23 protein-coding genes and 1 tRNA gene are annotated in these 21,375 nt (G+C 66.2%); 22 read left to right on the top strand and 2 right to left on the bottom strand.

All coding sequences use genetic code 11. The features are described 5' to 3' along the window. Positions 1 to 44: 44 nt before the first annotated feature. Both C1930_RS15465 and C1930_RS15460 read left to right on the top strand, forming a co-directional pair. Positions 45 to 1,286 carry a cation:proton antiporter gene (locus C1930_RS15465; protein ID WP_108756978.1) on the top strand — a complete coding sequence of 414 codons (1,242 nt, stop codon included), beginning with the start codon at positions 45 to 47 and terminating at the stop codon, positions 1,284 to 1,286. Between the two features lie 77 nt (positions 1,287 to 1,363). After that, positions 1,364 to 2,008 (top strand): hypothetical protein, encoded by a 645-nt coding sequence (locus C1930_RS15460; RefSeq protein WP_108772120.1) that lies wholly within the window; start codon positions 1,364 to 1,366, stop codon positions 2,006 to 2,008. Between the two features lie 172 nt (positions 2,009 to 2,180). Here C1930_RS15460 and C1930_RS15455 read toward each other — a convergent pair whose 3' ends face one another. Then, entirely contained in the window at positions 2,181 to 2,924 is a 744-nt protein-coding gene (locus C1930_RS15455) for a DUF3011 domain-containing protein (protein WP_108772119.1), read from the bottom strand. Between the two features lie 159 nt (positions 2,925 to 3,083). Here C1930_RS15455 and aspS point away from each other — a divergent pair, with 159 nt between their 5' ends. The 20 genes from aspS (at position 3,084) to C1930_RS15355 (ending at position 20,236) form a co-directional block, all read left to right on the top strand. Continuing rightward, a complete protein-coding gene (aspS, locus tag C1930_RS15450; protein ID WP_108756975.1) occupies positions 3,084 to 4,835 on the top strand; it encodes an aspartate--tRNA ligase in 1,752 nt (583 codons plus the stop codon). Between the two features lie 16 nt (positions 4,836 to 4,851). Next, the gene (locus tag C1930_RS20460; RefSeq protein WP_108750857.1) at positions 4,852 to 5,175 is read left to right on the top strand and encodes a DNA primase; all 324 of its coding nucleotides are present in this window, start codon (positions 4,852 to 4,854) and stop codon (positions 5,173 to 5,175) included. Positions 5,176 to 5,207: 32 nt separating this feature from the next. Beyond that, positions 5,208 to 5,729 (top strand): GNAT family N-acetyltransferase, encoded by a 522-nt coding sequence (locus tag C1930_RS15440; RefSeq protein ID WP_108756973.1) that lies wholly within the window; start codon positions 5,208 to 5,210, stop codon positions 5,727 to 5,729. Positions 5,730 to 5,807: 78 nt separating this feature from the next. Continuing rightward, the gene (locus C1930_RS15435; RefSeq protein ID WP_108753924.1) at positions 5,808 to 6,440 is read left to right on the top strand and encodes a cobalamin adenosyltransferase; all 633 of its coding nucleotides are present in this window, start codon (positions 5,808 to 5,810) and stop codon (positions 6,438 to 6,440) included. 162 nt (positions 6,441 to 6,602) lie between these two features. After that, on the top strand, positions 6,603 to 7,334 hold the full coding sequence (locus tag C1930_RS15430; RefSeq protein WP_108753923.1) for a YebC/PmpR family DNA-binding transcriptional regulator: 732 nt from the start codon (positions 6,603 to 6,605) through the stop codon (positions 7,332 to 7,334). Between the two features lie 105 nt (positions 7,335 to 7,439). Beyond that, positions 7,440 to 7,961 carry a crossover junction endodeoxyribonuclease RuvC gene (gene ruvC, locus C1930_RS15425; protein ID WP_108750853.1) on the top strand — a complete coding sequence of 174 codons (522 nt, stop codon included), beginning with the start codon at positions 7,440 to 7,442 and terminating at the stop codon, positions 7,959 to 7,961. Positions 7,962 to 7,974: 13 nt separating this feature from the next. Beyond that, on the top strand, positions 7,975 to 8,568 hold the full coding sequence (gene ruvA, locus C1930_RS15420; RefSeq protein ID WP_108756972.1) for a Holliday junction branch migration protein RuvA: 594 nt from the start codon (positions 7,975 to 7,977) through the stop codon (positions 8,566 to 8,568). 49 nt (positions 8,569 to 8,617) lie between these two features. After that, on the top strand, positions 8,618 to 10,537 hold the full coding sequence (locus C1930_RS15415; RefSeq protein WP_108750851.1) for a potassium transporter Kup: 1,920 nt from the start codon (positions 8,618 to 8,620) through the stop codon (positions 10,535 to 10,537). Between the two features lie 312 nt (positions 10,538 to 10,849). Next, a complete protein-coding gene (ruvB, locus tag C1930_RS15410) occupies positions 10,850 to 11,890 on the top strand; it encodes a Holliday junction branch migration DNA helicase RuvB (protein ID WP_108750850.1) in 1,041 nt (346 codons plus the stop codon). Next, on the top strand, positions 11,880 to 12,311 hold the full coding sequence (gene ybgC, locus C1930_RS15405; RefSeq protein WP_108750849.1) for a tol-pal system-associated acyl-CoA thioesterase: 432 nt from the start codon (positions 11,880 to 11,882) through the stop codon (positions 12,309 to 12,311). Before ruvB ends, ybgC begins: the two co-directional genes overlap by 11 nt. Before the next feature lie 10 nt (positions 12,312 to 12,321). Beyond that, a complete protein-coding gene (gene tolQ / locus C1930_RS15400) occupies positions 12,322 to 13,101 on the top strand; it encodes a protein TolQ (protein WP_108750848.1) in 780 nt (259 codons plus the stop codon). 24 nt (positions 13,102 to 13,125) lie between these two features. Beyond that, on the top strand, positions 13,126 to 13,554 hold the full coding sequence (gene tolR, locus C1930_RS15395) for a protein TolR (protein ID WP_108753920.1): 429 nt from the start codon (positions 13,126 to 13,128) through the stop codon (positions 13,552 to 13,554). Continuing rightward, positions 13,544 to 14,596, top strand: coding sequence for a cell envelope integrity protein TolA (tolA, locus tag C1930_RS15390; protein ID WP_108756971.1), 1,053 nt, complete (start codon positions 13,544 to 13,546; stop codon positions 14,594 to 14,596). Before tolR ends, tolA begins: the two co-directional genes overlap by 11 nt. 178 nt (positions 14,597 to 14,774) lie before the next feature. Then, positions 14,775 to 16,094 (top strand): Tol-Pal system beta propeller repeat protein TolB, encoded by a 1,320-nt coding sequence (tolB, locus tag C1930_RS15385; RefSeq protein WP_108753918.1) that lies wholly within the window; start codon positions 14,775 to 14,777, stop codon positions 16,092 to 16,094. 64 nt (positions 16,095 to 16,158) lie between these two features. Beyond that, positions 16,159 to 16,674: a peptidoglycan-associated lipoprotein Pal gene (pal, locus tag C1930_RS15380; protein WP_108750844.1), complete on the top strand. Its 516-nt coding sequence runs from the start codon at positions 16,159 to 16,161 to the stop codon at positions 16,672 to 16,674. A 3-nt stretch (positions 16,675 to 16,677) separates the two neighbouring features. Next, positions 16,678 to 17,505: a tol-pal system protein YbgF gene (gene ybgF / locus C1930_RS15375; RefSeq protein WP_108756970.1), complete on the top strand. Its 828-nt coding sequence runs from the start codon at positions 16,678 to 16,680 to the stop codon at positions 17,503 to 17,505. Between the two features lie 179 nt (positions 17,506 to 17,684). Then, positions 17,685 to 18,386 (top strand): 7-carboxy-7-deazaguanine synthase QueE, encoded by a 702-nt coding sequence (queE, locus tag C1930_RS15370; protein ID WP_108750842.1) that lies wholly within the window; start codon positions 17,685 to 17,687, stop codon positions 18,384 to 18,386. A 78-nt stretch (positions 18,387 to 18,464) separates the two neighbouring features. Continuing rightward, positions 18,465 to 19,130: a 7-cyano-7-deazaguanine synthase QueC gene (gene queC / locus C1930_RS15365; RefSeq protein WP_108750841.1), complete on the top strand. Its 666-nt coding sequence runs from the start codon at positions 18,465 to 18,467 to the stop codon at positions 19,128 to 19,130. Positions 19,131 to 19,290: 160 nt separating this feature from the next. Next, a tRNA-Lys gene (locus tag C1930_RS15360) sits at positions 19,291 to 19,366 on the top strand. A gap of 126 nt (positions 19,367 to 19,492) precedes the next feature. Next, positions 19,493 to 20,236: a DNA methyltransferase gene (locus C1930_RS15355; protein WP_234412676.1), complete on the top strand. Its 744-nt coding sequence runs from the start codon at positions 19,493 to 19,495 to the stop codon at positions 20,234 to 20,236. A 44-nt stretch (positions 20,237 to 20,280) separates the two neighbouring features. Here the strand turns inward: C1930_RS15355 and C1930_RS15350 are convergent, their stop codons facing one another. After that, positions 20,281 to 21,345, bottom strand: a complete 1,065-nt coding sequence (locus tag C1930_RS15350; RefSeq protein WP_108772118.1) for a RelA/SpoT domain-containing protein — start codon at positions 21,343 to 21,345, stop codon at positions 20,281 to 20,283. Positions 21,346 to 21,375: the final 30 nt, after the last annotated feature.

Below are 21,375 nucleotides of genomic sequence, written 5' to 3'. Positions count from 1 at the left end.
AGCCACGCGCATGCTGCGCGCGTTCGTTCCACACGGAAGTCACGATGAGCCATGAACTGATCTACCTGCTGCTGATCTTCGCGCTGCTGGTCATACCGCGCGCGCTGCAGCGCTTCAGCCTGCCGGCGCCGCTTACGTGCCTGCTGTTCGGCATCATCGCCATGCTGTGGCTGGGCGAGCGCTCGCACGATGCGGTGATCGGCCTGCTGGCAACGCTGGGTATTTCTTCGCTGTTCCTGTTCGCTGGGCTGGAAGTGGATCTGGCCGCGCTGCGGCGTGGGCTGTGGCCGCTGCTGGCGCACCTGGTCATCCGCAGTGCAACGTTGTTCGGTGTGGGCTGGCTGGCTTGGCGCTATGCGGGCCTGCCGTGGCAGGCCGCAGGTCTGCTGGCGCTGGCCCTGCTCACCCCGTCCACCGGTTTCATCATGGATTCGCTGTCTCGGCTGGGCCTGAGCGAAGACGAGCGTTTCTGGGTGACCAGCAAGGCCATTGCCGGTGAACTGCTGGCGCTGGCGGCGCTGTTCGTGGTGCTGCAGGCCGGCGATCCGTGGCACATGGCCATGTCCAGCAGCGCATTGCTGGCGATGATGGTCGGGCTGCCGCTGCTGTTCATCGCCCTGGGTCGCTGGGTGGCGCCGCATGCGCCCGGTTCGGAATTTTCGCTGCTGGTGATGGTGGGCATGGTGGCGGCCTACATCACCTACCTGCTGGGCGTGTACTACCTGGTGGGCGCGTTCATCGCCGGCCTGGTCGCGCGCCTGCTGCACCAGCGCATGCCGCTGCTGGCTTCGCACGAGAACCTGCACGCGCTGCGCCTGTTCGCCTCGTTCTTCGTGCCGTTCTACTTCTTCAATGCCGGCACCAAGGTGCCCAGCGAAGCGCTGAGCTTCGAGGCGCTGGGGCTGGGCGTGGTGATTACCATGGTGGTGCTGCCGCTGCGCATCGCCGTGGTGTGGCTGCAGCGCCGGGTCATGTTCGGCGAAAGCTTCCGCAGCAGCCTGCGGGTGTCGCTGGCGCTGGCACCCACCCTGATCTTCACCCTGGTGCTGGCGGCGATCATGCGCGAGCGCTTCCAGATTCCGGCGGTGTTGTTCGGTGCGCTGCTGTTGTACGCCGCGCTGACCACGCTGCTGCCGTCGCTGGTGTTCCGCACGCCGTTCGATGTCGATCCGGTGGAGCAGGAACCTGCCGGTGAAGGCGAGGGTGCGCCGGTGGCGGCGACTGAAGTGATCGAGCCGACACCGGCGCGCGACACAAACGCAGGCACGCCAGCGCCGTTGCCATAGTGTTCGGGCACAGCGGGTGGGGCGGTGCCCGCTGCCCGCGGTTTGCGCGCGCTGGCCATGGCCGTTAGGGTGGGGCCATGACTGTCCGTTCCGCCTCGATGTCCGCCGTGCTGCTGCTGGCCCTTGCGGCCTGTTCGCAGCAACAGCCCCCGATCAGCCACGATGTGGCCACTGCGCCTTCCGATGCCTTCATGGCCGCCGTGGCCGCGCACTGCGGCCAGGCGTTCGCCGGCCGGGTAGTGGAAGACACTCCGGCCCCCGCGGGTGACGATCCGTTTGCCGGCAAGCCTCTGGTGATGCACGTGCGCGGCTGCGACGACCCCGGCCATGAGCTGCGCATTCCGTTCCATGTGGGCGATGACCATTCGCGCACCTGGATCCTGACCCGCACCGACCATGGGCTGAAGCTGAAGCACGACCACCGGCACGCCGATGGCAGCCCCGATGTCATCAGCCTGTACGGCGGCGACAGCACGCCACCGGGCACCGCCCAGCGCCAGCAGTTCCCGGCAGATGCCGATTCGGTGGCGATGTTCCGCCGCGCCGACATGCTCGCCTCCACCCACAACGTGTGGGCGATGGAGATCGAGCCGGACCAGCGCTTCGTCTATGAACTGACCCGCCCCGGCGGGCGCCGTTTCCGCGTCGAATTCGACCTGGGCAAGCCGGTGGCGCTGCCGCCGGCGCCGTGGGGTTCCGAGCAGGCACCGGCCCGGCCCTGAGCGGATTGGGGTCGGATCCCCTGCCGCAGGCAGGGGCTCTGACCCTGTCGAGCAGCCAGCGCAGGGGTCAGAGCCCTGGCCGATGGCCAGGGATCCGACCCCGCCCCGTCGGCACCCTGAGCGGATCGGGGTCGGACCCCCCTGCCGCAGGCAGGGGCTCCGACCCCATGCCTCAGCGGGTACCGAAGCGCGCCCGGCAGCCGTTGCTGACCCACACGCTGCCGCGCGAATAGCCCCAGCTGCGGCCCTCCTGGCAGGCACTGCCGGACAGCTGCTGCTGCAGCACCGGCCGGCCCTGGCGCTCATCCCAGTTGCAGTTCTGGGTACGGTTGTTGTTGCTGCTGCAGGTAACGGTGTAGTTGCTGTTGCCGCCGCCCCAGCCGCCGCCATTGCCACCGCCCCAGCCGCCGCGGCTTTCGGCGAATTCACCGCGGCAGCCGCGGTTGACCCAGATGGCGCCGCGACGCACGCCCCAGGTCTGCCCTTCCACGCAGGCCGAGCCGGAGATCTGCCGCACCAGGGTGGCCCCGCGCCAGTTCACCGGACAGGTGCGCTCGCGGTTGTCCTGGCTTTCGCAGCGGATGGTGCTGCCGCTGTTGCCGCCGCCCCAACCGCCGCCGTGGTTGCCGCCCCAGCCGCCGCGGCCTTCGACGAATTCGGCGCGGCAGCCGCCGTTGACCCAGATGCTGCCGTTGCGGCTGCCCCAGGTGCGGCCCTCCACGCAGGCCGAGCCGGACAGCTGGCGTACCAGCCGGGCGTCGCGCCAGCCGGTGCTGCAGACCCGTTCACGGTTGTTCTGGCTTTCGCAGCGGACCACGCCGGTCTGCGCGGCGGCGGGGGCGGGGGACAGGGTCAGCCCGGCAAGGGCGCCCAGGGTAAGGGTGGTGGCCAGACTGGCCAGGGACAGCGCTTTCATGGCAAATCCCCATACGGTGTGTGGTGCGCGACTATAAGGACGGGGTGGATAAAGCCCGCGTGACCGTCCGCATTTGCCCCAGCCGGGCCCTCGGCCGCAGAATACGAGGCTTTCCGGCCCCCGTCGGGTGCCGGCGTTCTCCAGCGGAGCTTTCCCCCCATGCGTACCCACTTCTGCGGCCTGGTCAACGAGACCCTGATTGGCCAGACTGTCACCCTCGCCGGCTGGACCGACGTGGCCCGTAACCAGGGCGGCGTCTGCTTCATCGATCTTCGCGATCATGAAGGCATCGTGCAGGTGACCGTGGAGGTGGACAACGCCGAAGTGTTCGCCGTGGCTGCCAGCCTGGGCTACGAAGACGTGCTGCAGGTGGAAGGCGTGGTGCGCGCGCGCCATGCGGTGAACGACAAGATCGCCACCGGCAAGGTGGAAGTGATCGCCACCGCCATCACCGTGCTGAACAAGGCCGCGCCGCTGCCGTTCCACGCCCACGAGAACCCGGGCGAAGACACCCGCCTGAAGTACCGCTACCTGGACCTGCGCCGCCCGGAAATGCAGCGCATGCAGCGCACCCGCATCAAGCTGGTGCAGGCCCTGCGCCGCCACCTGGACGAGCGCGGCTTCCAGGACATCGAAACCCCGATCCTGACCAAGGCCACCCCGGAAGGCGCGCGCGACTTCCTGGTGCCGGCGCGCATGCACCCGGGCGAGTTCTACGCCCTGCCGCAGAGCCCGCAGCTGTTCAAGCAGATCCTGATGGTGGCCGGCTTCGACCGCTACTACCAGATCGCGCGCTGCTTCCGCGACGAAGCCCTGCGCGCCGACCGCCAGCTGGAATTCACCCAGCTGGACATGGAATTCGCCTTCGTGCGCGAGCGCGACGTGCAGGATTTCGTTGAAGACATGATCCGCGCCATCTTCAAGGAAGTGGTGGACGTGCCGCTGGCGGCCAGCTTCCCGCGCATGACCTGGGCCGAGGCCATGCGCCGCTACGGCTCGGACAAGCCGGACCTGCGCATCGCGCTGGAGCTGGTGGACGTGGCCGAACTGGTCAAGGACAGCGAGTTCCCGGTGTTCACCGGCCCGGCCAACGATGCCGACGGCCGCGTGGCCGCGCTGCGCATTCCGGGCGGTGCCACCCTGTCGCGCAAGCAGATCGACGAATACGCCGCGCACGCCGCCAAGTACGGCGCCAAGGGCCTGGCCTACATCAAGATCGCCGACAACGGCGAAGTCAGCTCGCCCATCCAGAAGTTCTTCAGCGAAGAGCGTTTCGCTGCGCTGGTGGCCCACGTCGGCGCCGGCAACGGCGACATCGTGTTCTTCGGTGCCGGTGGCTACAACAAGGTGTCCGACTTCATGGGCGCGCTGCGCCTGAAGGCTGGCAAGGACTTCGGCCTGGTCGCCGACGGTTGGGCGCCGCTGTGGGTCACCGACTTCCCGATGTTCGAATGGGACGAGGAAGAGCAGCGCTACGTCGCCCTGCATCACCCCTTCACCGCGCCGGCCGTGGACGATATCGCCGACCTGCGCGCCAACGCCCGTACCGCGGTTTCGCGCGGCTACGACATGGTGCTCAACGGCAATGAAATCGGCGGCGGTTCGATCCGTATCCACCGCCCGGACATGCAGAGCGCAGTGTTCGAGCTGCTGGGCATCGGCGCCGAAGAAGCCCGTGCCAAGTTTGGCTTCCTGCTGGACGCGCTGAACTACGGCGCCCCGCCGCACGGCGGCATCGCCTTCGGCATCGACCGCATTGCCGCGCTGATGGCCGGCACCGAATCCATCCGCGACGTCATTCCGTTCCCGAAGACCACCGGTGCGCAGGATCTGATGACCGATGCGCCGTCGCCGATCGTCGACGTGCAGCTGGCCGAAGTGCATATCCAGGTTCGCCCCAAGACCAACTGATCAGGAGATCCACGCAATGACCGAGTTCGCGTTTTCGCTGGAGTGGGAAAAGCTGGGCAATGAAGGCTCCGAGGCCACTCTGGTCACCGAGCGTGCACGTGTTTTCGGTGGTTGGCTGGTCCGCGTCGGCACCAACCCGGCGGCGATGGCACTGACCTTCGTCGCCGACGGCGAAGGTCGCTGGGACGGTGAAGACTTCGGCGTCGAGGATTACGAAGACGACGAAGAGGAAGAGTTCGACGAGGACGAGGAAGAAGAAGGCGAGGACGAGGACGAAGAGGAATACGAGGAAGAGGACGAGGAAGAAGAGGACGAAACCGAGTCGTCGGAACGGGCTTGACCCCGACCGTCGTCCTGGCGTCCACTCGACCCATGTATTCGATCCGCCGCGCCACCGTGGACGACGCGCCGACCCTGTCGGCGCTGGCCGCGCGCACGTTCACTGAAACCTTCGGCCATCTGTACCCGCCGCAGGACCTGCAGGCCTTCCTGGAGGAGGCCTACACGGTCGAGCGCCAGCGCATCATCCTGGCCCACCCCGACTATGCGGTGTGGCTGCTGGAACGGGACGGGGAGGCGGTCGGCCATGCCGCCGCCGGCCCCTGTGGCCTGCCGCACCCGGACGTGAAGCCCGGCGATGGCGAGCTCAAGCGCCTGTATCTGGTGAAGACCGAGCAGAGCTGTGGCTGGGGCAGCCGCCTGCTGGAAACCGCGCTGGCCTGGCTGGAGCGCGACGGCCCGCGCACGCTGTGGCTGGGCGTGTGGTCGGAAAACTTCGGCGCACAGCGCTTCTATGCCCGCTATGGCTTCCAGAAGGCCGGTGAGTACCTGTTCCCGGTCGGCCAGATCAACGATCTGGAATTCATCCTGCGCCGCGAACCGCGCCCGGCCTGAGCGCGTTCACTGGCGCTTGCCCCGCGATTTCGTTCAATCACTGCAGATTCCGCCCCGCCCAACGCCAGGCTGTCACGCATGAATCCCCCTGTTTTGCTGCTGCATGGCATCTGGAATGCCCGCGCCTGGGTCGGGCCGTTGGCCTGGCGCCTGCGCGCGCGTGGGTTCCAGGTGCACACCTTCGGTTACGCCTCGATCTTCGGCGGGCCGGACGTGGCCGTGCCGCAGTTGCTGGAACGGCTGGCCGGCACCGGCCCGCTGTCGCTGGTCGGCCACAGCCTGGGCGGGCTGGTGGCGCTGGAAGCCCTGCGCCGGCAGCCGCAGTTGCCGGTGCAGCGGGTGGTCTGCCTGGGCTCGCCGCTGCGCGGCAGTGGCACCGCGCGCTCGCTGTCCGAACACGGCTGGGGCCTGGCCCTGGGCCGCAGCAGCGAACTGCTGCTTGATGGCCTGCCAGACTGGCAGGGCAGGGCGAAGGTCGGGCTGATCGCCGGGTCGGTGCCGCATGGCCTGGGCAGCCTGCTGGGGGCCATGGGGGAAGCGTCCGACGGTACGGTGGCGCTGGACGAGACCCGCCTGCCAGGCCTGGCCGACCACTGCGTGGTGCGCACCAGCCACAGCGGCCTGGTGGTATCGCCCGATGCCGCGCGGCAGACCGCGCATTTTCTGCAGCACGGCCAGTTCGACCACAGCCGCGACGCCGCCGCCGCGTAGGTTGGTGGGTGCGAACCGACCTGCCTTGGTGGGTGCGAACCTTGGTTCGCACGCTCTTCGCTAGGCGACACCCGGCACCCTCCATCCACCCTAGACACGGTTGCCGCCCCCGATCAGGTAGAATCCGCGCCTTGATCCTGAAGCAGCCAGACGGTAGCACCCATGGGTAGAGGCCCCTCCATCGAAGCCCGCAAGAACGCGTCCGACGCGAAGCGTGGCAAGATTTTCACCAAGATCATCCGCGAGATCGGCGTTGCCGCGCGCGGCGGTGGAGGCGACCCCAACAACAACCCGCGCCTGCGCGTGGCCATGGACAAGGGCCTGGGCGTGAACATGTCCAAGGACGTGATCGAACGCGCCATCAAGAAGGCCACCGGTGAACTGGAAGGCGTCGATTACGAGGAAATCCGCTACGAGGGCTACGCCCCCGGTGGCGTGGCCGTGATCGTCGACTGCCTGACCGACAACCGCGTGCGTACCGTGGCCGATGTGCGCCACGCGTTCAGCAAGTGCGGCGGCAACATGGGCACCGAAGGCTCGGTCGCCTTCATGTTCAAGCGCCTGGGCGTGCTCAGCTTCGCTCCGGGCGCCGACGAAGAGGCGATCACCGAGGCGGCCATCGAGGCCGGCGCCGATGACATCGTGGTCTACCCGGACGACGGTTCGATCGACGTGGTCACCAGCCCTGACGCGTTCAACGCGGTCAAGGATGCGATGGCGGCCGCCGGGCACGTGCCCGGGCACGCGGAAATCACCTTCCGCGCCGACAACGACATCAAGGTCGAAGGCGATGTGGCCCTGCAGGTGAAGAAGCTGCTGGACATGCTGGAAGACCTGGACGACGTGCAGGACGTGTATTCCAACGCCGAACTCGGCGCCGACGCCTACGCCTGAGCCGTCTTCGACGGTCTGGGCGCGGGCCGTTGAACGGTCACCGCGGACAGTCATGAGCCCATACGCCTGCCAGCGCTTCCCGTTCCACCCGGCCAGGAGTGCCGTATGACCCGCATCCTCGGCATCGACCCCGGTTCCCAGCGGACCGGGGTCGGCATCATTGATGTCGACGCCGCCGGCAAGGTCAGCCACGTGCACCACCAGCCGCTGGTGCTGCTGGGCGCCGACGATTTCCCCCAGCGCATGAAGCTGCTGGTGCTGGGCCTGGCCGATCTGTGCCGGGAGTTCCAGCCGCAGGAAGTGGCCATCGAAAAAGTGTTCATGGCGCGCAACCCGGATTCGGCGCTGAAGCTGGGCCAGGCGCGCGGCGCGGCCATTTCCGCGGTGGTGCTGCGCGACCTGCCGGTGCACGAATACGCCGCCAGCGAGATCAAGCTGGCCGTGGTTGGCCGTGGCGGCGCGGAAAAACAACAGGTCCAACACATGGTCGGGCTCATGCTGAACCTGAAAACCAAGCTGCAGGCCGACGCGGCCGACGCGTTGGCGGTAGCCATCACCCATGCCCACGTAAGGGCAACGGCCAACCGCCTGGGGCTCAGTGCCCGCCAGGCGTGGGGCCGCAAATGAGGAGCTGCACGCAATGATCGGTCGACTGCGCGGGATCGTCGCCTACAAGGCGCCGCCGTGGCTGGTGGTGGATGTGAACGGGGTGGGCTACGAGCTGGAGGCGCCGATGAGCACCTTCTACGACCTGCCCGAGCTCGGCCGCGAGGTCATCCTGTACACCCATTATTCGCAGAAGGAAGACAGCGTTTCGCTGTACGGCTTCCTGCGCGAGGGCGAGCGCCGGCTGTTCCGCGATGTGCAGAAGGTCAGCGGCATTGGCGCGAAAATCGCGCTGGCCGTGCTGTCCGGGGTCACCGTGGAAGAGTTCGCGCGCATGGTCCAGGCCGGCGACATCACCGCCTTGACCCGCATTCCGGGCATCGGCAAGAAAACCGCCGAACGCATGGTGCTGGAGCTGCGTGACCGCGCCGCCCAGTTCGGTGCCGGCGGTGCGCTGCCCACCGGCAGCGGCCCGGCACCGGCCGATCCGCTGGCCGATGCCACCGTGGCCCTGCAGCAGCTGGGCTACAAGCCCACCGAAGCGGCCCGCATGGCGCGCGATGCCTTCACGGAAGGCGACGAAGTGGCCACGGTCATCCGCAAGGCCCTGCAATCGGCGCTGCGCTGAGCCGCGCCTTCCATTCCCTACACCACGCCTGAGCCCCGCCAGGAGCCCCATGTCCAGCAGTCAAACTCCGCACGATGCCGCCCACGGCGGCCACGGTCACGCTCCCCCGGCCGGGGGTCTGGCGCTGATCATCGGTGCGATCGGCGTGGTGTTCGGCGATATCGGCACCAGCCCGCTGTACACCCTGAAAGAGGCGTTCTCGCCGCACTACGGGCTCACCAGTGACCACGACACCGTGCTGGGCGTGCTGTCGCTGGCGTTCTGGGCACTGAACATCGTGGTCACCCTGAAGTACGTGACCATCATCATGCGTGCCGACAACGATGGCGAAGGCGGCATCATGGCGCTGATGGCGCTGACCCAGCGCACCCTGCGCAACGGGTCGCGCTCGGCCTACGTGGTGGGCATCCTCGGCATCTTCGGCGCCTCGCTGTTCTTCGGCGACGGCGTGATCACGCCGGCCATTTCCGTGCTCGGCGCGGTGGAAGGCCTGGAAGTGGCCGCGCCGGGCCTGCATGCGTTCATCGTGCCGATCACCGTGATGGTGCTGCTGGCGGTGTTCGCGGTGCAGCGCTTTGGTACCGAAAAGATCGGCAAGCTGTTCGGGCCGATCACCTCGATCTGGTTCATCTCGCTGGCGGCGATCGGCATCTACAACATCGTCGATTCGCCGGAAGTGCTGAAGGCGTTCAACCCCTGGTGGGCCATCCGCTTCTTCATGGACCACAGCTGGCACGGCATCTTCATCCTGGGCGCGGTGGTGCTGGCGGTGACCGGCGGCGAAGCGCTGTACGCAGACATGGGCCACTTCGGTGCCAAGCCCATCCGCCATGCCTGGTACTTCTTCGTGCTGCCGTGCCTGGTGCTGAACTACCTGGGGCAGGGCGCGCTGGTGCTCAACCACCCCGAAGCGGTGAAGAACCCGTTCTTCGAAGCGGTGCCGTCGTGGGCGCTGTACCCGATGATCATCCTGGCCACCATGGCCGCGGTGATCGCCTCGCAGTCGGTCATCACCGGTGCGTTCTCGGTGTCGCGCCAAGCCATGCAGCTGGGCTACATCCCGCGCATGCGCATCAAGCACACCTCGCACGACACCATCGGCCAGATCTACATTCCCGGCATCAACTGGGGCATCGCGGTGATGGTGATCGGGCTGGTGCTGGCCTTCCGCAGTTCGTCCAACCTGGCCGTGGCCTACGGCATCTCGGTGTCGGCCACCATGCTGATCGACACCCTGCTGCTGGCCCTGGTGGCGCGTTCGCTGTGGCCCAAGGCGCGCAACTGGATCCTGCCGCTGTGCGTGGTGTTCTTCATCATCGATCTGGGCTTTGTCATCGCCAACGGCGCCAAGCTGCTGCAGGGTGCGTGGTTCCCGGTGGTGCTGGGCATCTTCCTGTTCACCATGATGCGCACCTGGCGCCGCGGCCGCGAACTGCTGCGCGATGAGATCCGCAAGGACGGTATCCGCATCGACACCTTCCTGCCGGGCCTGATGCTGGCGCCGCCGGTACGCGTGCCGGGCACCGCGGTGTTCCTGACCGCCGACCCGACCGTGGCCCCGCATGCGCTCATGCACAACCTGAAGCACAACAAGGTGCTGCACGAGCGCAACGTGTTCCTGCACGTGGAAACCCTGCCCATTCCCTATGCGGTGGAAGGGCAGCGGCTGAAGATCGAATCGGTGGGCGATGAGTTCTACCGGGTCTACGTGCGCTTCGGTTTCATGGAAACCCCGGACGTACCGCTGGCGCTGATGCGCTCGTGCGACCACGGCGGCATCTACTTCGACCCGATGGACACCACCTTCTTCGCCAGCCGCGAAACCATCGTGGCCACCGCCAACCGTGGCATGCCGATCTGGCGCGACAAGCTGTTCGCGCTGATGCATCGCAACGCCGCCCCGGCCACCGGCTTCTTCCGCATTCCCGGCAACCGCCTGGTCGAACTCGGCGCGCAGGTCGAAATCTGATCGCAGCGGTCGGATCCCTTTCCGCAGGAAAGGGCTCTGACCCCAGGCGTCGCGCATCCGGCAGTGGGGTCAGAGCCGTTTTCCGTTGGAAAACGGATCCGACCCCGTGTCGACCAAGGTCGACACCTACCGACAGATCTCGCCCAGGTCGAAATCCGACCCCATGCCGCCGCATCCGGATGCGGGGTCGGATCCCTTTTCCACAGGAAAAGGGCTCTGACCCCATGTTGCCGGTGTCCCGGTTCGGGGTCAGAGCCGTTTTCCGCCGGAAAACGGATCCGACCCCATGCACTTTTGCCGCATAATCAGCAGATGACCGACGACCGCATCATTGGCGCCGGCGCCACCCGCGAGGATGACGCCGCCGACGCCAGCATCCGCCCCAAGCGCCTTGCCGATTACCTCGGCCAGGCGCCGGTGCGCGAGCAGATGGAAATCTACATCCAGGCCGCCAAGGCCCGTGGCGATGCGCTGGACCACGTGCTGATCTTCGGGCCCCCGGGTCTGGGCAAGACCACCCTGAGCCACGTGATCGCCAACGAACTGGGCGTGGCCCTGCGGGTCACCTCCGGCCCGGTGATCGAAAAGGCCGGCGACCTGGCCGCGCTGCTGACCAACCTGCAGCCGCACGATGTGCTGTTCATCGACGAAATCCACCGTCTTTCGCCCGTGGTGGAAGAAGTGCTGTACCCGGCGATGGAAGACTTCCAGATCGACATCATGATCGGCGAGGGCCCCGCCGCCCGCTCGATCAAGATCGACCTGCCACCGTTCACCCTGATCGGTGCCACCACCCGCGCCGGCCTGCTGACCGCTCCGCTGCGCGACCGCTTCGGCATCGTGCAGCGCCTGGAGTTCTACAGCGTTGAGGAACTGACCCGCATCGTGCGCCGCTCGGCCGCCATCCTCGGCATCGACTGCACCGCCGACGGGGCAGGGGAGATCGCCCGCCGCGCGCGTGGCACCCCGCGTATCGCCAACCGCCTGCTGCGCCGCGTGCGCGACTACGCGCAGGTCAAGGCCGGCGGCCACATCGACGAAGCCGTGGCCCAGGCCGCCATGCAGATGCTGAAGGTCGACCCGGAAGGCTTCGACGAACTGGACCGGCGCCTGCTCAAAACCATGGTCGACTACTTCGACGGTGGCCCGGTGGGCATCGAATCGCTGGCCGCGGCGCTGTCCGAAGAGCGCGGCACGCTGGAAGACGTGGTTGAACCCTACCTGATCCAGCAGGGCTTCCTGGTGCGCACCGCGCGCGGCCGCATGGCCACCCACAAGGCGTACCGGCACATGGGGCTGAAGCCGAAAAACCCGCCGCAGGACCTGTTCGCGGAGGTTCCCGATGTCGGTTGAACCGCGATTCAGTTGGCCGACACGCATTTACTGGGAAGATACGGACGCTGGTGGGGTGGTCTACCACGCCCGCTACGTGGCCTTCATGGAACGGGCCCGGACCGAATGGATGCGCGCACTGGGCTACGGCCAGGAGCGCATGCGTGCCGAACACGGGCTGGTCTTTGCGGTGCGTTCGATGCAGATGGACTTCCTCAAGCCGGCCCGGCTGGATGATGCCCTGCAGGTGAGCGCCACCCTGGTCCAGCTGAAGAAGGCCAGCATGGTCTTCGACCAGCAGGTCCTGCGCGAGGGCCAGCTGCTGCTGTCCGCGCAGGTCCGCATTGCCGCACTGGACGCGGCCAGTTTCCGCCCGCGTGGCATGGACGATGCCGTCCTTGCCGCGCTGCACCCCCACCTCCACCCTGAATCCGAACACTGAGGAACAACGGATGATCGCAACGCTCCTGGCCCTGCAGGCCACGGTCACCGAGGCACTGCCGGCAGACGTCAGCAACGCCGCGACCCAGACCCTTGCCCAGGCCACCACCGGCGGCGGCATCAACTACCTCGAACTGATGGCCAAGGCCAGCCTGCCGGTGAAGATCATCGTGCTGCTGCTGCTGATCGGTTCGTTCGTCAGCTGGGTCATCATTTTCCGCAAGGCCCGCGTGTTCAAGCAGGCCACCCGCGAGGCGGACGAGTTCGAGAACCGCTTCTGGTCCGGCGCCGACCTGGGCAAGCTGTACAGCTCGGCCACCGACCGCAGCCGCAACGTGGGCGGCCTGGAGGCCATCTTCGAAGCCGGTTTCCGCGAATACACCCGCCTGCGCGACAAGCGCCGCCTGGATGGCCGCGCGCAGCTGGAAGGTGCCCAGCGCGCCATGCGCACCACCTACACCCGCGAAGTGGACCAGCTGGAACGCAACCTGGAACTGCTGGCCAACATCGGCTCCACCGCCCCGTACGTGGGCCTGGTCGGCACCGTGTTCGGCATCATGGTGACCATGCACGACATGATCAGCAGCGGTGCCCAGGCCGGTATCGCCTCGGTGGCCCCGGGTATTTCCGAAGCGCTGTTCGCCACCGCCATCGGCCTGTTCGTGGCCATTCCGGCGGTGTGGGCCTACAACCGCTTCACCACCCGCGTTGAGCGCATGTCGGTGCGGTTCGAGACCTTCGCCGAGGAGTTCAGCTCCATCCTGCAGCGCCAGAGCGCTGGCGACGAGTAAGCGCCTGACCCGGGAGTCCAAGCCATGTCCGCTGCCATCGGTCGCCGCAAGCGCCGCAAGCTGAAATCGGAAATCAACGTCGTTCCCTATATCGACGTCATGCTGGTGCTGCTGATCATCTTCATGGTCACCGCGCCGCTGCTCACCCTCAGTTTCGATGTCGATCTGCCCACCTCCAACGCCAAGGCGCTGGAAAGCAAGCAGGACCCGGTCATCGTGTCGGTGCGCCAGGACGGCCAGCTGAGCCTGAAGCTGCCCGACGCCAAGGAACCGACCGCCGTCACCGCCGAGGAACTGGAAGGCCGCCTGTCCGGCATTGCCGCCCAGGACAAGGACGTGCGCGTGATCGTGGCTGCCGACCGCGCAGTGGCCTATGAAAAGGTCATCGCCGCGATGGACGTGATCAAGCGCTCGAAAGTGGACAAGGTAGGCCTGGCCACCGATGCACGCTGACGCCCTGCCACCGCCGCACAAGCAGGAACCGGGCTGGGGCTTGCCCCTGGTCCTGGCCGTGCTGGTGCACCTGCTGGTCGCGCTGGTCTTCATCGGTGCCTGGCTGTGGTCGCCCCAGCGCAACACTGAAGCGGCCGCCGGCGATCCGTCGGTCGAGGCCAGCCTGGCCGTGTCGTCGTCCGAAGCCGCCGCCGCCCGCCAGGCCCTGCGCCAGTCGGAAAAGCTGGAAGAGCTGCCCGAGCCGGTGGCCGAGCCCATTCCGGTGCCCGAAGACACCATTCCGCCGCCGCAGCCGATCGAGGAACCACGCCCGCAGGACGCGCCCACGCCGCAGCAGCAACAGGCGCAGGAACGCGTGGCCCAGCCCGATACGCAGGACCAGGAAGCGGTCAATGCCCTGGCCATTTCGCAGGAAAAGGCCAAGCAGGAACAGGAAGCCAAGCGCCGCCAGGAACAGATCGACCTGACCGAGCGCAAGCGCCAGGAAGAGGCCGAGCAGAAGGCACGCCTGGCCAAGCAGCAGGAAGAGGACGCCAAGAAGAAGATTGCCGAGCAGCAGCGCGTGGCGGCCGACAAGGCCGAAGCGGACCGGCAGAAGAAGATCGCCGAGATCCGCGCCAAGCGTGAGCAGGCCGAAAAGGAAGCCAAGCTGGCCGAGCAGAAGCTTCGCCAGGTGGCCGCCGCACGCAACGCCGCCGGCAGCGCCAACGCCGGCAGCACTGGCCAGACGCAGCCGGCCGGTGGCGGTGGTGGCACCAGCGATGATCTGTCGGCCAAGTACGCCGCCGCGCTGGTGAACAAGATCCGCGGTTCGTGGACCCGTCCCGACAGCGTGCCGCTGGGGCAGAAGTGCCAGATCACCATCACCCAGATTCCGGGTGGGCAGGTGCTGCAGGCCAAGGTGGGTGCCAACTGCCCCTATGACGAGGCCGGCAAGCGCTCGATCGAGGCCGCCGTGCTCAACGCCCAGCCGCTGCCGTACCGCGGCTTCGAACAGGTGTTCGCGCGCACGCTCAACCTGACCTTCACCCCGCAGGACTAAGCCCCGGGTGTGCACAGATGCCCTCGTCCGCCGCATCGGGCGGGGGCGCCAGGTCAACGCCGCGTGATGGCGTGGGCTGGCACTGACCCGGAATTCACGTACCCTTGGTTCATGATTGCGAAGCGGTTCACTCGCCGTTTGCTATCCCTCGTACCGGTTTCCCCTCATTGAGCGCTCCATGAAGAAGATGCCTCGCTGGCTTGCCGTGTTTGCGGCCCTGTTGCTGCCCTTCGCTGCCTTCGCGCAGCAGAGGAGCCTTGACCTTGAAATCATCGGCGGCAATGCCTCCGCGCTGCCGATCACCATCGTGCCCATGCCTTACCAGGGTTCGGCCGGTGCCCCGCAGACCGACGTGGCCGGCGTGGTCCGCGCCGATCTGGAGCGTTCGGGCCAGTTCCGCACGCTGCCCGAAGCGCAGATCGTGGAAAAGCCCACCCGTGGCGGTGACATCCAGTTCGCCACCTGGCGCGCGCTGAAGCAGAACTACATCGTGGTCGGCCGGGTGATGGACGCCGGTGCCGGCGCCTACCGCGTGGAATACGAACTGTTCGACGTGCCCAAGGGCGAGCGCCTGCTGGGCCTGGCCATGACCGCCCGTGGCAACGCCATGCGCGATGTGGCCCACCAGATGGCCGATGCCATCTATGAAAAGATCACCGGTGTACGCGGCGCCTTCTGGACCCGCATCGCCTACATCACCGCCAGCGGCAAGGGCGACGCCATGCGCTATGCGCTGATGGTGGCCGATTCGGATGGCTACAACCCGCAGACCATCGTGCGTTCGGCCGAGCCGCTGCTGTCGCCCTCGTGGAGCCCGGACGGCGGCAAGCTGGCCTACGTCAGCTTCGAGCGTGGCAATTCGGCCATCTACATCCAGAACATTTCCACCGGCGCGCGCGAGCTGGTCACCAGCTTCCGTGGCATCAACAGCGCCCCGGCGTTCTCGCCGGACGGCCGCAAGCTGGCCCTGACCCTGTCGCGTTCGGGTAATCCGGAAATCTACGTGATGGACCTGGGCAGCAAGCAGCTGACCCAGCTGACCAACCACTTCGCCATCGATACCGAGCCGACCTGGGCCGCCGATGGCAGCGCGGTGTACTTCACCTCCGACCGTGGCGGTCGCCCGCAGGTCTACAAGGTCGGTGCCGGCGGCGGCAGCGCCGAGCGCGTCACCTTCCAGGGCAACTACAACGCCAAGCCCTCGGTGTCCTACGACGGCAAGAAGATCGTGGTGGCGCAGGGTTCGGGCAACAGCTACAAGATCGCCATGATGGACAGCTCGCTGGGCTCGCCGCGCTGGAGCACCCTGTCCCCGGGCTCGCTGGACGAATCGCCCAGCTTCGCCCCGAACGCCAGCATGGTGTTGTACGCCGCCCGCGAGGGTGGCCGTGGTGTGCTGTACGCCGTTTCGGCCGATGCACGGGTGCGCCAGCGCCTGGTCCTGGCTGACGGTGATGTGCGCGAACCGGCATGGTCCCCCTACCGTACCCAGCGCTAAAAGAGTGTTAATATTTCCGCTGTTTTGAACCCCTCATCGGCCTAGGAGCCACAAAGGTATTGCCATGAACAAGACCACCCGCGTTCTGCTTGTTTCCCTGCTGTCTGTGGCCGTCCTGGCCGGTTGCTCGAAGAAGGTGAAGGAAGAGCCGGCAGCCCCGGTCGACACCGGTTCGACCACCCAGCCGACCGGCCCGGCTACCTCCGGCCTGTACGGCCCGGGCGACCTGGACACCGATGCTTGCCTGCGCCAGCGCGTTGTCTACTTCGACCTGGACAAGGAAGACGTGAAGCCGGAATTCCAGGCCATCATGGCTTGCCACGCCAAGTACCTGCGTGACCGTCCGTCCTCGCGCATCACCCTGCAGGGCCACACCGACGAGCGCGGTTCGCGCGCGTACAACCAGGCCCTGGGCGAGCGTCGTGGCAACGGCGTGAACTCGGCCCTGCAGGCCAACGGTGGCTCGGCTTCGCAGCTGACCGTCGTGTCCTACGGTGAAGAGCGTCCGGTCTGCACCGAGTCGAACGAGTCCTGCTGGTCGCAGAACCGTCGCGTCGAAATCGTCTACACCGCGCAGTAATCCATGCGCATCGGCATCAAACTGATGCTGGTCGTTGCGGCAGCCCTCGTGGCTGCCGCACCGGCGCAGGCACAGCGACAGAGCCTGGCCGATCGTGTCGGCGCGCTCGAGCAGCAGATGTACAACAACAGTGCCAACCAGGACCTGTTGAACCAGATCAATCAGCTGCGCCAGCAGGTCACCAGCCTGCAGGCTTCCATCGAGCAACTGCAGCACGACAATGCCCAGCTGAAGCAGTCCGCCCAGGACCAGTACCTGGATCTGGACAGCCGCCTGAACCGGTTGGAAGGGGGCTCTGCCGCCCCGGCCCTGCCGCCCGTTCCGGCTGGTGCTTCCACCGCGCCCAAGGCCCCCGCGGCCCCGGCCAAGCCCACTGCAGCGGCCACTTCCGAGCGGCCGCCTTCGGTGCATGGCGATCCGGGCAGCCTGGCCGCCACCGGCGATGAACGTACCGCCTACAACGTCGCTTTCGATGCGTTGAAGGCCGGCAAGTACGACGATTCGGCGCAGCTGTTCCTCAGCTTCCTCGAGCTGTACCCCAATGGCGTCTACGCCCCCAATGCCTTGTATTGGCTGGGCGAAAGCTATTACGCCACCCGCAATTTCCCGATGGCCGAGTCCCAGTTCCGCGAACTGCTCTCGCGCTATCCCACCCACGACAAGGCGTCTGGCGGCCTGCTGAAGGTCGGCCTCTCGCAGTATGGCGAGGGCAAGGTTGACCAGGCCCAGCAGACCCTGGAAACCGTCGTGGCGCAGTACCCGGGTTCGGATGCCGCGCGCACCGCCCAGGACCGCCTGCAGTCCATCCGCCTGGGCCAGCAGATCCGCTGAGCCGGCGTACAATACGGGTCCCCTAGCGCCGAGCCCAGCTCGGCTGCTGTCGTTTCCGGCACGCTCGACCCGCCGCGATACGGTAGCGCCGGGCCATGCCCGGCGACCTTCTTTCTGTAGAGCCGAGCCATGCCCGGCTGCGTTCCCCACCGCCACGTGTCCCCCAAGAAGTTCCTGCCATGACCGCCGTCCCCCTGTCCGCCGCCGTCGCCACGCCCAGCGAGATCGTGCAGTCACCCTTGCCCCGGCTGAAGATCACCGAGATCTTCACCTCGCTGCAGGGTGAAGCCGATACCGCCGGTTGGCCGACCGTGTTCGTGCGCCTGACCGGCTGCCCGCTGCGCTGCCAGTACTGCGACACGGCCTACGCCTTCCACGGCGGCACCTGGTGGGATATCGACGACATCGTGGCCGAGGTGCTGGCCCAGGGCGTGCACCACGTCTGCGTGACCGGCGGCGAGCCGCTGGCGCAGAAGCGCTGCCTGATCCTGCTGGAAAAACTCTGCGACGCCGGCCTGGACGTCTCGCTGGAAACCTCCGGCGCGCTGGATGTGAGCGCGGTCGATCCGCGCGTGTCCCGCGTGGTCGACATCAAGACCCCCGGTTCGGCCGAAGTGGCGCGCAACCGCTGGGAAAACCTTCCGCTGCTGACCCGCCGCGACCAGATCAAGTTCGTCATCTGCAGCCGCGAAGATTACGACTGGGCCAAGGGCCTGCTGGCCGAGCACGATCTTGTGAAGCGCTGCACCGTGTTCTTCTCGCCCAGCAAGGGCGAGATCACCGCCCGCCAACTGGCCGACTGGATCGTGGAAGACCGCCTGCCGGTGCGCTTCCAGATGCAGTTGCATAAAATCCTGTGGAACGACGAACCGGGCCGATGAGCCCGGGCGTGGTGCCCTGATGTAGTTCCGGCGCGGGACAGCGTGCTGGCTTTCCCCTCCCAACCGGAAGATTTCCCCATGAAGAAGGCAGTCGTGCTTCTCTCCGGCGGCATGGATTCAGCCGCCGTCATCGCCATGGCCCAGGAACAGGGCTTCGCCGTACACGCCCTGAGCGTGCGCTACGGCCAGCGCCATACCTCTGAACTGGACGCCGCCGCACGCGTGGCCAAGGCCATGGGCGTGGTCGCGCACAAGACCGTGGACGTGGACCTGCGCAGCATCGGCGGTTCGGCACTGACCGACGATATCGACGTGCCCGAAGCGGGCGGCGAGGGCATCCCGGTCACCTACGTGCCGGCACGCAACACCATCATGCTGTCGCTGGCCCTGGGCTGGGCCGAAGTGCTGGGCGCCAACGACCTGTTCTGTGGCGTGAACGCCGTGGACTACTCGGGCTACCCGGACTGCCGGCCTGAGTTCATCGCCGCCTTCCAGGCGCTGGCCAACCTGGCCACCAAGGCCGGCGTGGAAGGCGCGGGCATCCGCGTGCACGCACCGCTGCAGTTCCTCAGCAAGGCGCAGATCGTGAGCGAAGGCGTGCGCCTGGGCGTGGATTTCGGCCTGACCGTGTCCTGCTACAACGCCGATGCCAACGGCGCCGCCTGCGGCCACTGCGATGCCTGCCGCCTGCGCGCCCAAGGCTTCGCCGACGCCGGCGTAGCCGACCCGACCCTCTACGCCTGACCGGCTTGCTTTGGTAGGTGCGAACCTTGGTTCGCACTGCTCTGGTGGGGGCGACCACCCGAATGGTGGGTGCGAACCGTTGGTTCGCACGCTTTTGCCTTCCCACCAAGCCATCAAAGTAGGGTAAAATGCCGACCCCGCCGAAAGGTTGGGCATGCATGGGCCGTTAGCTCAGTCGGTAGAGCAGAAGACTTTTAATCTTTTGGTCGATGGTTCGAATCCATCACGGCCCACCAATGCATCAACGATTTAGGCGCCATTACGGCGCCTTTTTTGTGCGTTCGGAGAAATTTCCGAAAAAGTTAAGTGGTTCCACGCTCAAGCGGGCTCCTCATGCCAGGTGGTTGGACCACCGGTAGTTCATGGTCGTAGTGCTGTCGCATCGCTTCGGTAACGTGGCCGCCTGCAGCCCTGTTGTCGCCGTCCGTGAAGCCCTGATGCTTGAGGCCGTGCAGTGTGAAGCGCTCGCTCTTGCATATCATCCCAACGCGAACTGCTTCTCATATCCAGCGCTACCAAGCAGTATCTTAGGCGGCAGCGTGCACGCTGCCTCTCGCCAGCAGCCGGCATCAAGCAAGTACCTGCGCAGCGACGTGCATGGAGACTTTGTGCGCGACGAACGCGAACAGTGCTCGCACTTGGCATGGATACCGCTGTGGCTGGCCGAATGCAGTCGAGTGTTGAAGCAGAGCGCCATGGTGTTGCTGGTCACCGACTGGCGACAGCTGCCAGCCATCAGAGATGCGATGCAGTCCGCCGGTTTCACCTGGCGCGGTGTGGCTGTATGGGACACGACGGAAGGGGGGCGTCCTCAGTTGGGGCGATTCCGTAACCAGACCGCGTACGTGGTATGGGGCAGCAAGAGCAACACGCCGCTCGATCGCCGCGCATCCGTTCTGCCTAGCGCAATTCGTGAGAGCGTCCGCAAGGCTGACAGACACCACATGACCGGAAAGTCCACCGACTTCATGCGACAACTGATGAGGATCTGCGAGGCAGGCGGCTGCATCCTTGACCCGTTCCCAGGCTCCAGAATCACAGTGGTTGCGGCCCGGCTTGAGGGCTATCAATGGGGCGGCGGCGAAGCAACGCGTCACCATTGGTGAGTTGCAAAGGAGAGATTGAGCACGCTGTGAAACAAGTGAGGGCGCTAGGGCACCCCTATGTTCATCCTGCAAAGGGCGGTGATGCGCTGTACAAAGACGCCGGCGTCCAAGAAGTAGTTTGGGTAAGTCTTGCGCAATTGGTCGACGCCACCGCCCGCGACCAAGACGGCGTCGATCGGCTCTCCGCGAGCCGTTCGGAACTCGGCTTCAGCATATGCAGCCGTCGCGTGTTCAAGATCTCGCTCGGCAAACGATTTGATTGTGAGCACCGAGCGCTCGGTATTGAGAATAACCAAGTGATAGGCGGACGAGGAGCGCCCGCTCTGATGGATCTTGTCTGCCGCAACGCTGAATCCACGGAGAAGAGCCAACACGTTGAGTCGGCGCTCGACATCCTGGAGGCGGCGGACAATCTCGCTGAATGCAAGGCTCGCTAGCTCGTCCGGGAGTGCCGTCTTCTCCTGCACGGCGAACGCTGCGCTAGCGAGGAGGAAAAACTCGCGCCAGAGAGGGGTGGGGCGCCCGGCCTTGATCGCGAGGTTCTCAAACACGTCAACGGTCTCAACAGCGGTAGCCCAGGCATGCTGAAGGCGCGTGCGAAGCTGCAATTCGACGTGCAGACCATCGTAGGCAGGTGCACGTGAATTCTGGTAACGGTAGACAAGGTGAATGCTGCGATAGCCATCGGCTTTAGGCGCAGCAACGTAGTTGTCCACCTTTCTCAGCTCATGAGGAAAGCGGGCGCTGTGAACATAGGATCGGTGGAGCGCATCTAGAACCTTGGGATTTGGGACGACCGCGCGAAGTCCGGCGATATCCTGCATGCGGGATAGAGACATATCGCCAAATCGTTGCAGCTTAGAGGCGATAGATGGGAGTCGTTTCAAACGCTGTCCGACCGCAGCGTCGGTCGCGTCCAGCCCTTGCGCTTTCAGCTTCTTGCGAAGTGCTGCTTGGAAAGTATTGAGTGGGTAGGCATGAGCCGCGCGCCAATTCGTTATCACTGGCATGGCTGTGACGATGTCCTTGCCGACAGCCGGGTCTTGGCGCAGGACATCGCCCGCGCGCTCCACTTGCTTTCTACTGAACTGAGGTACGACAAATGCCATAAATGTCCCTCACTGGTGATCGGTGCTGGG

Origin of the sequence: Stenotrophomonas sp. SAU14A_NAIMI4_8 (assembly GCF_003086695.1) — a bacterium.
In the GTDB taxonomy this organism is placed as follows: Bacteria; Pseudomonadota; Gammaproteobacteria; order Xanthomonadales; family Xanthomonadaceae; genus Stenotrophomonas.
Note: the sequence above shows the minus strand (reverse complement) of the source record. Positions and strands in the feature narration are given on the sequence as shown.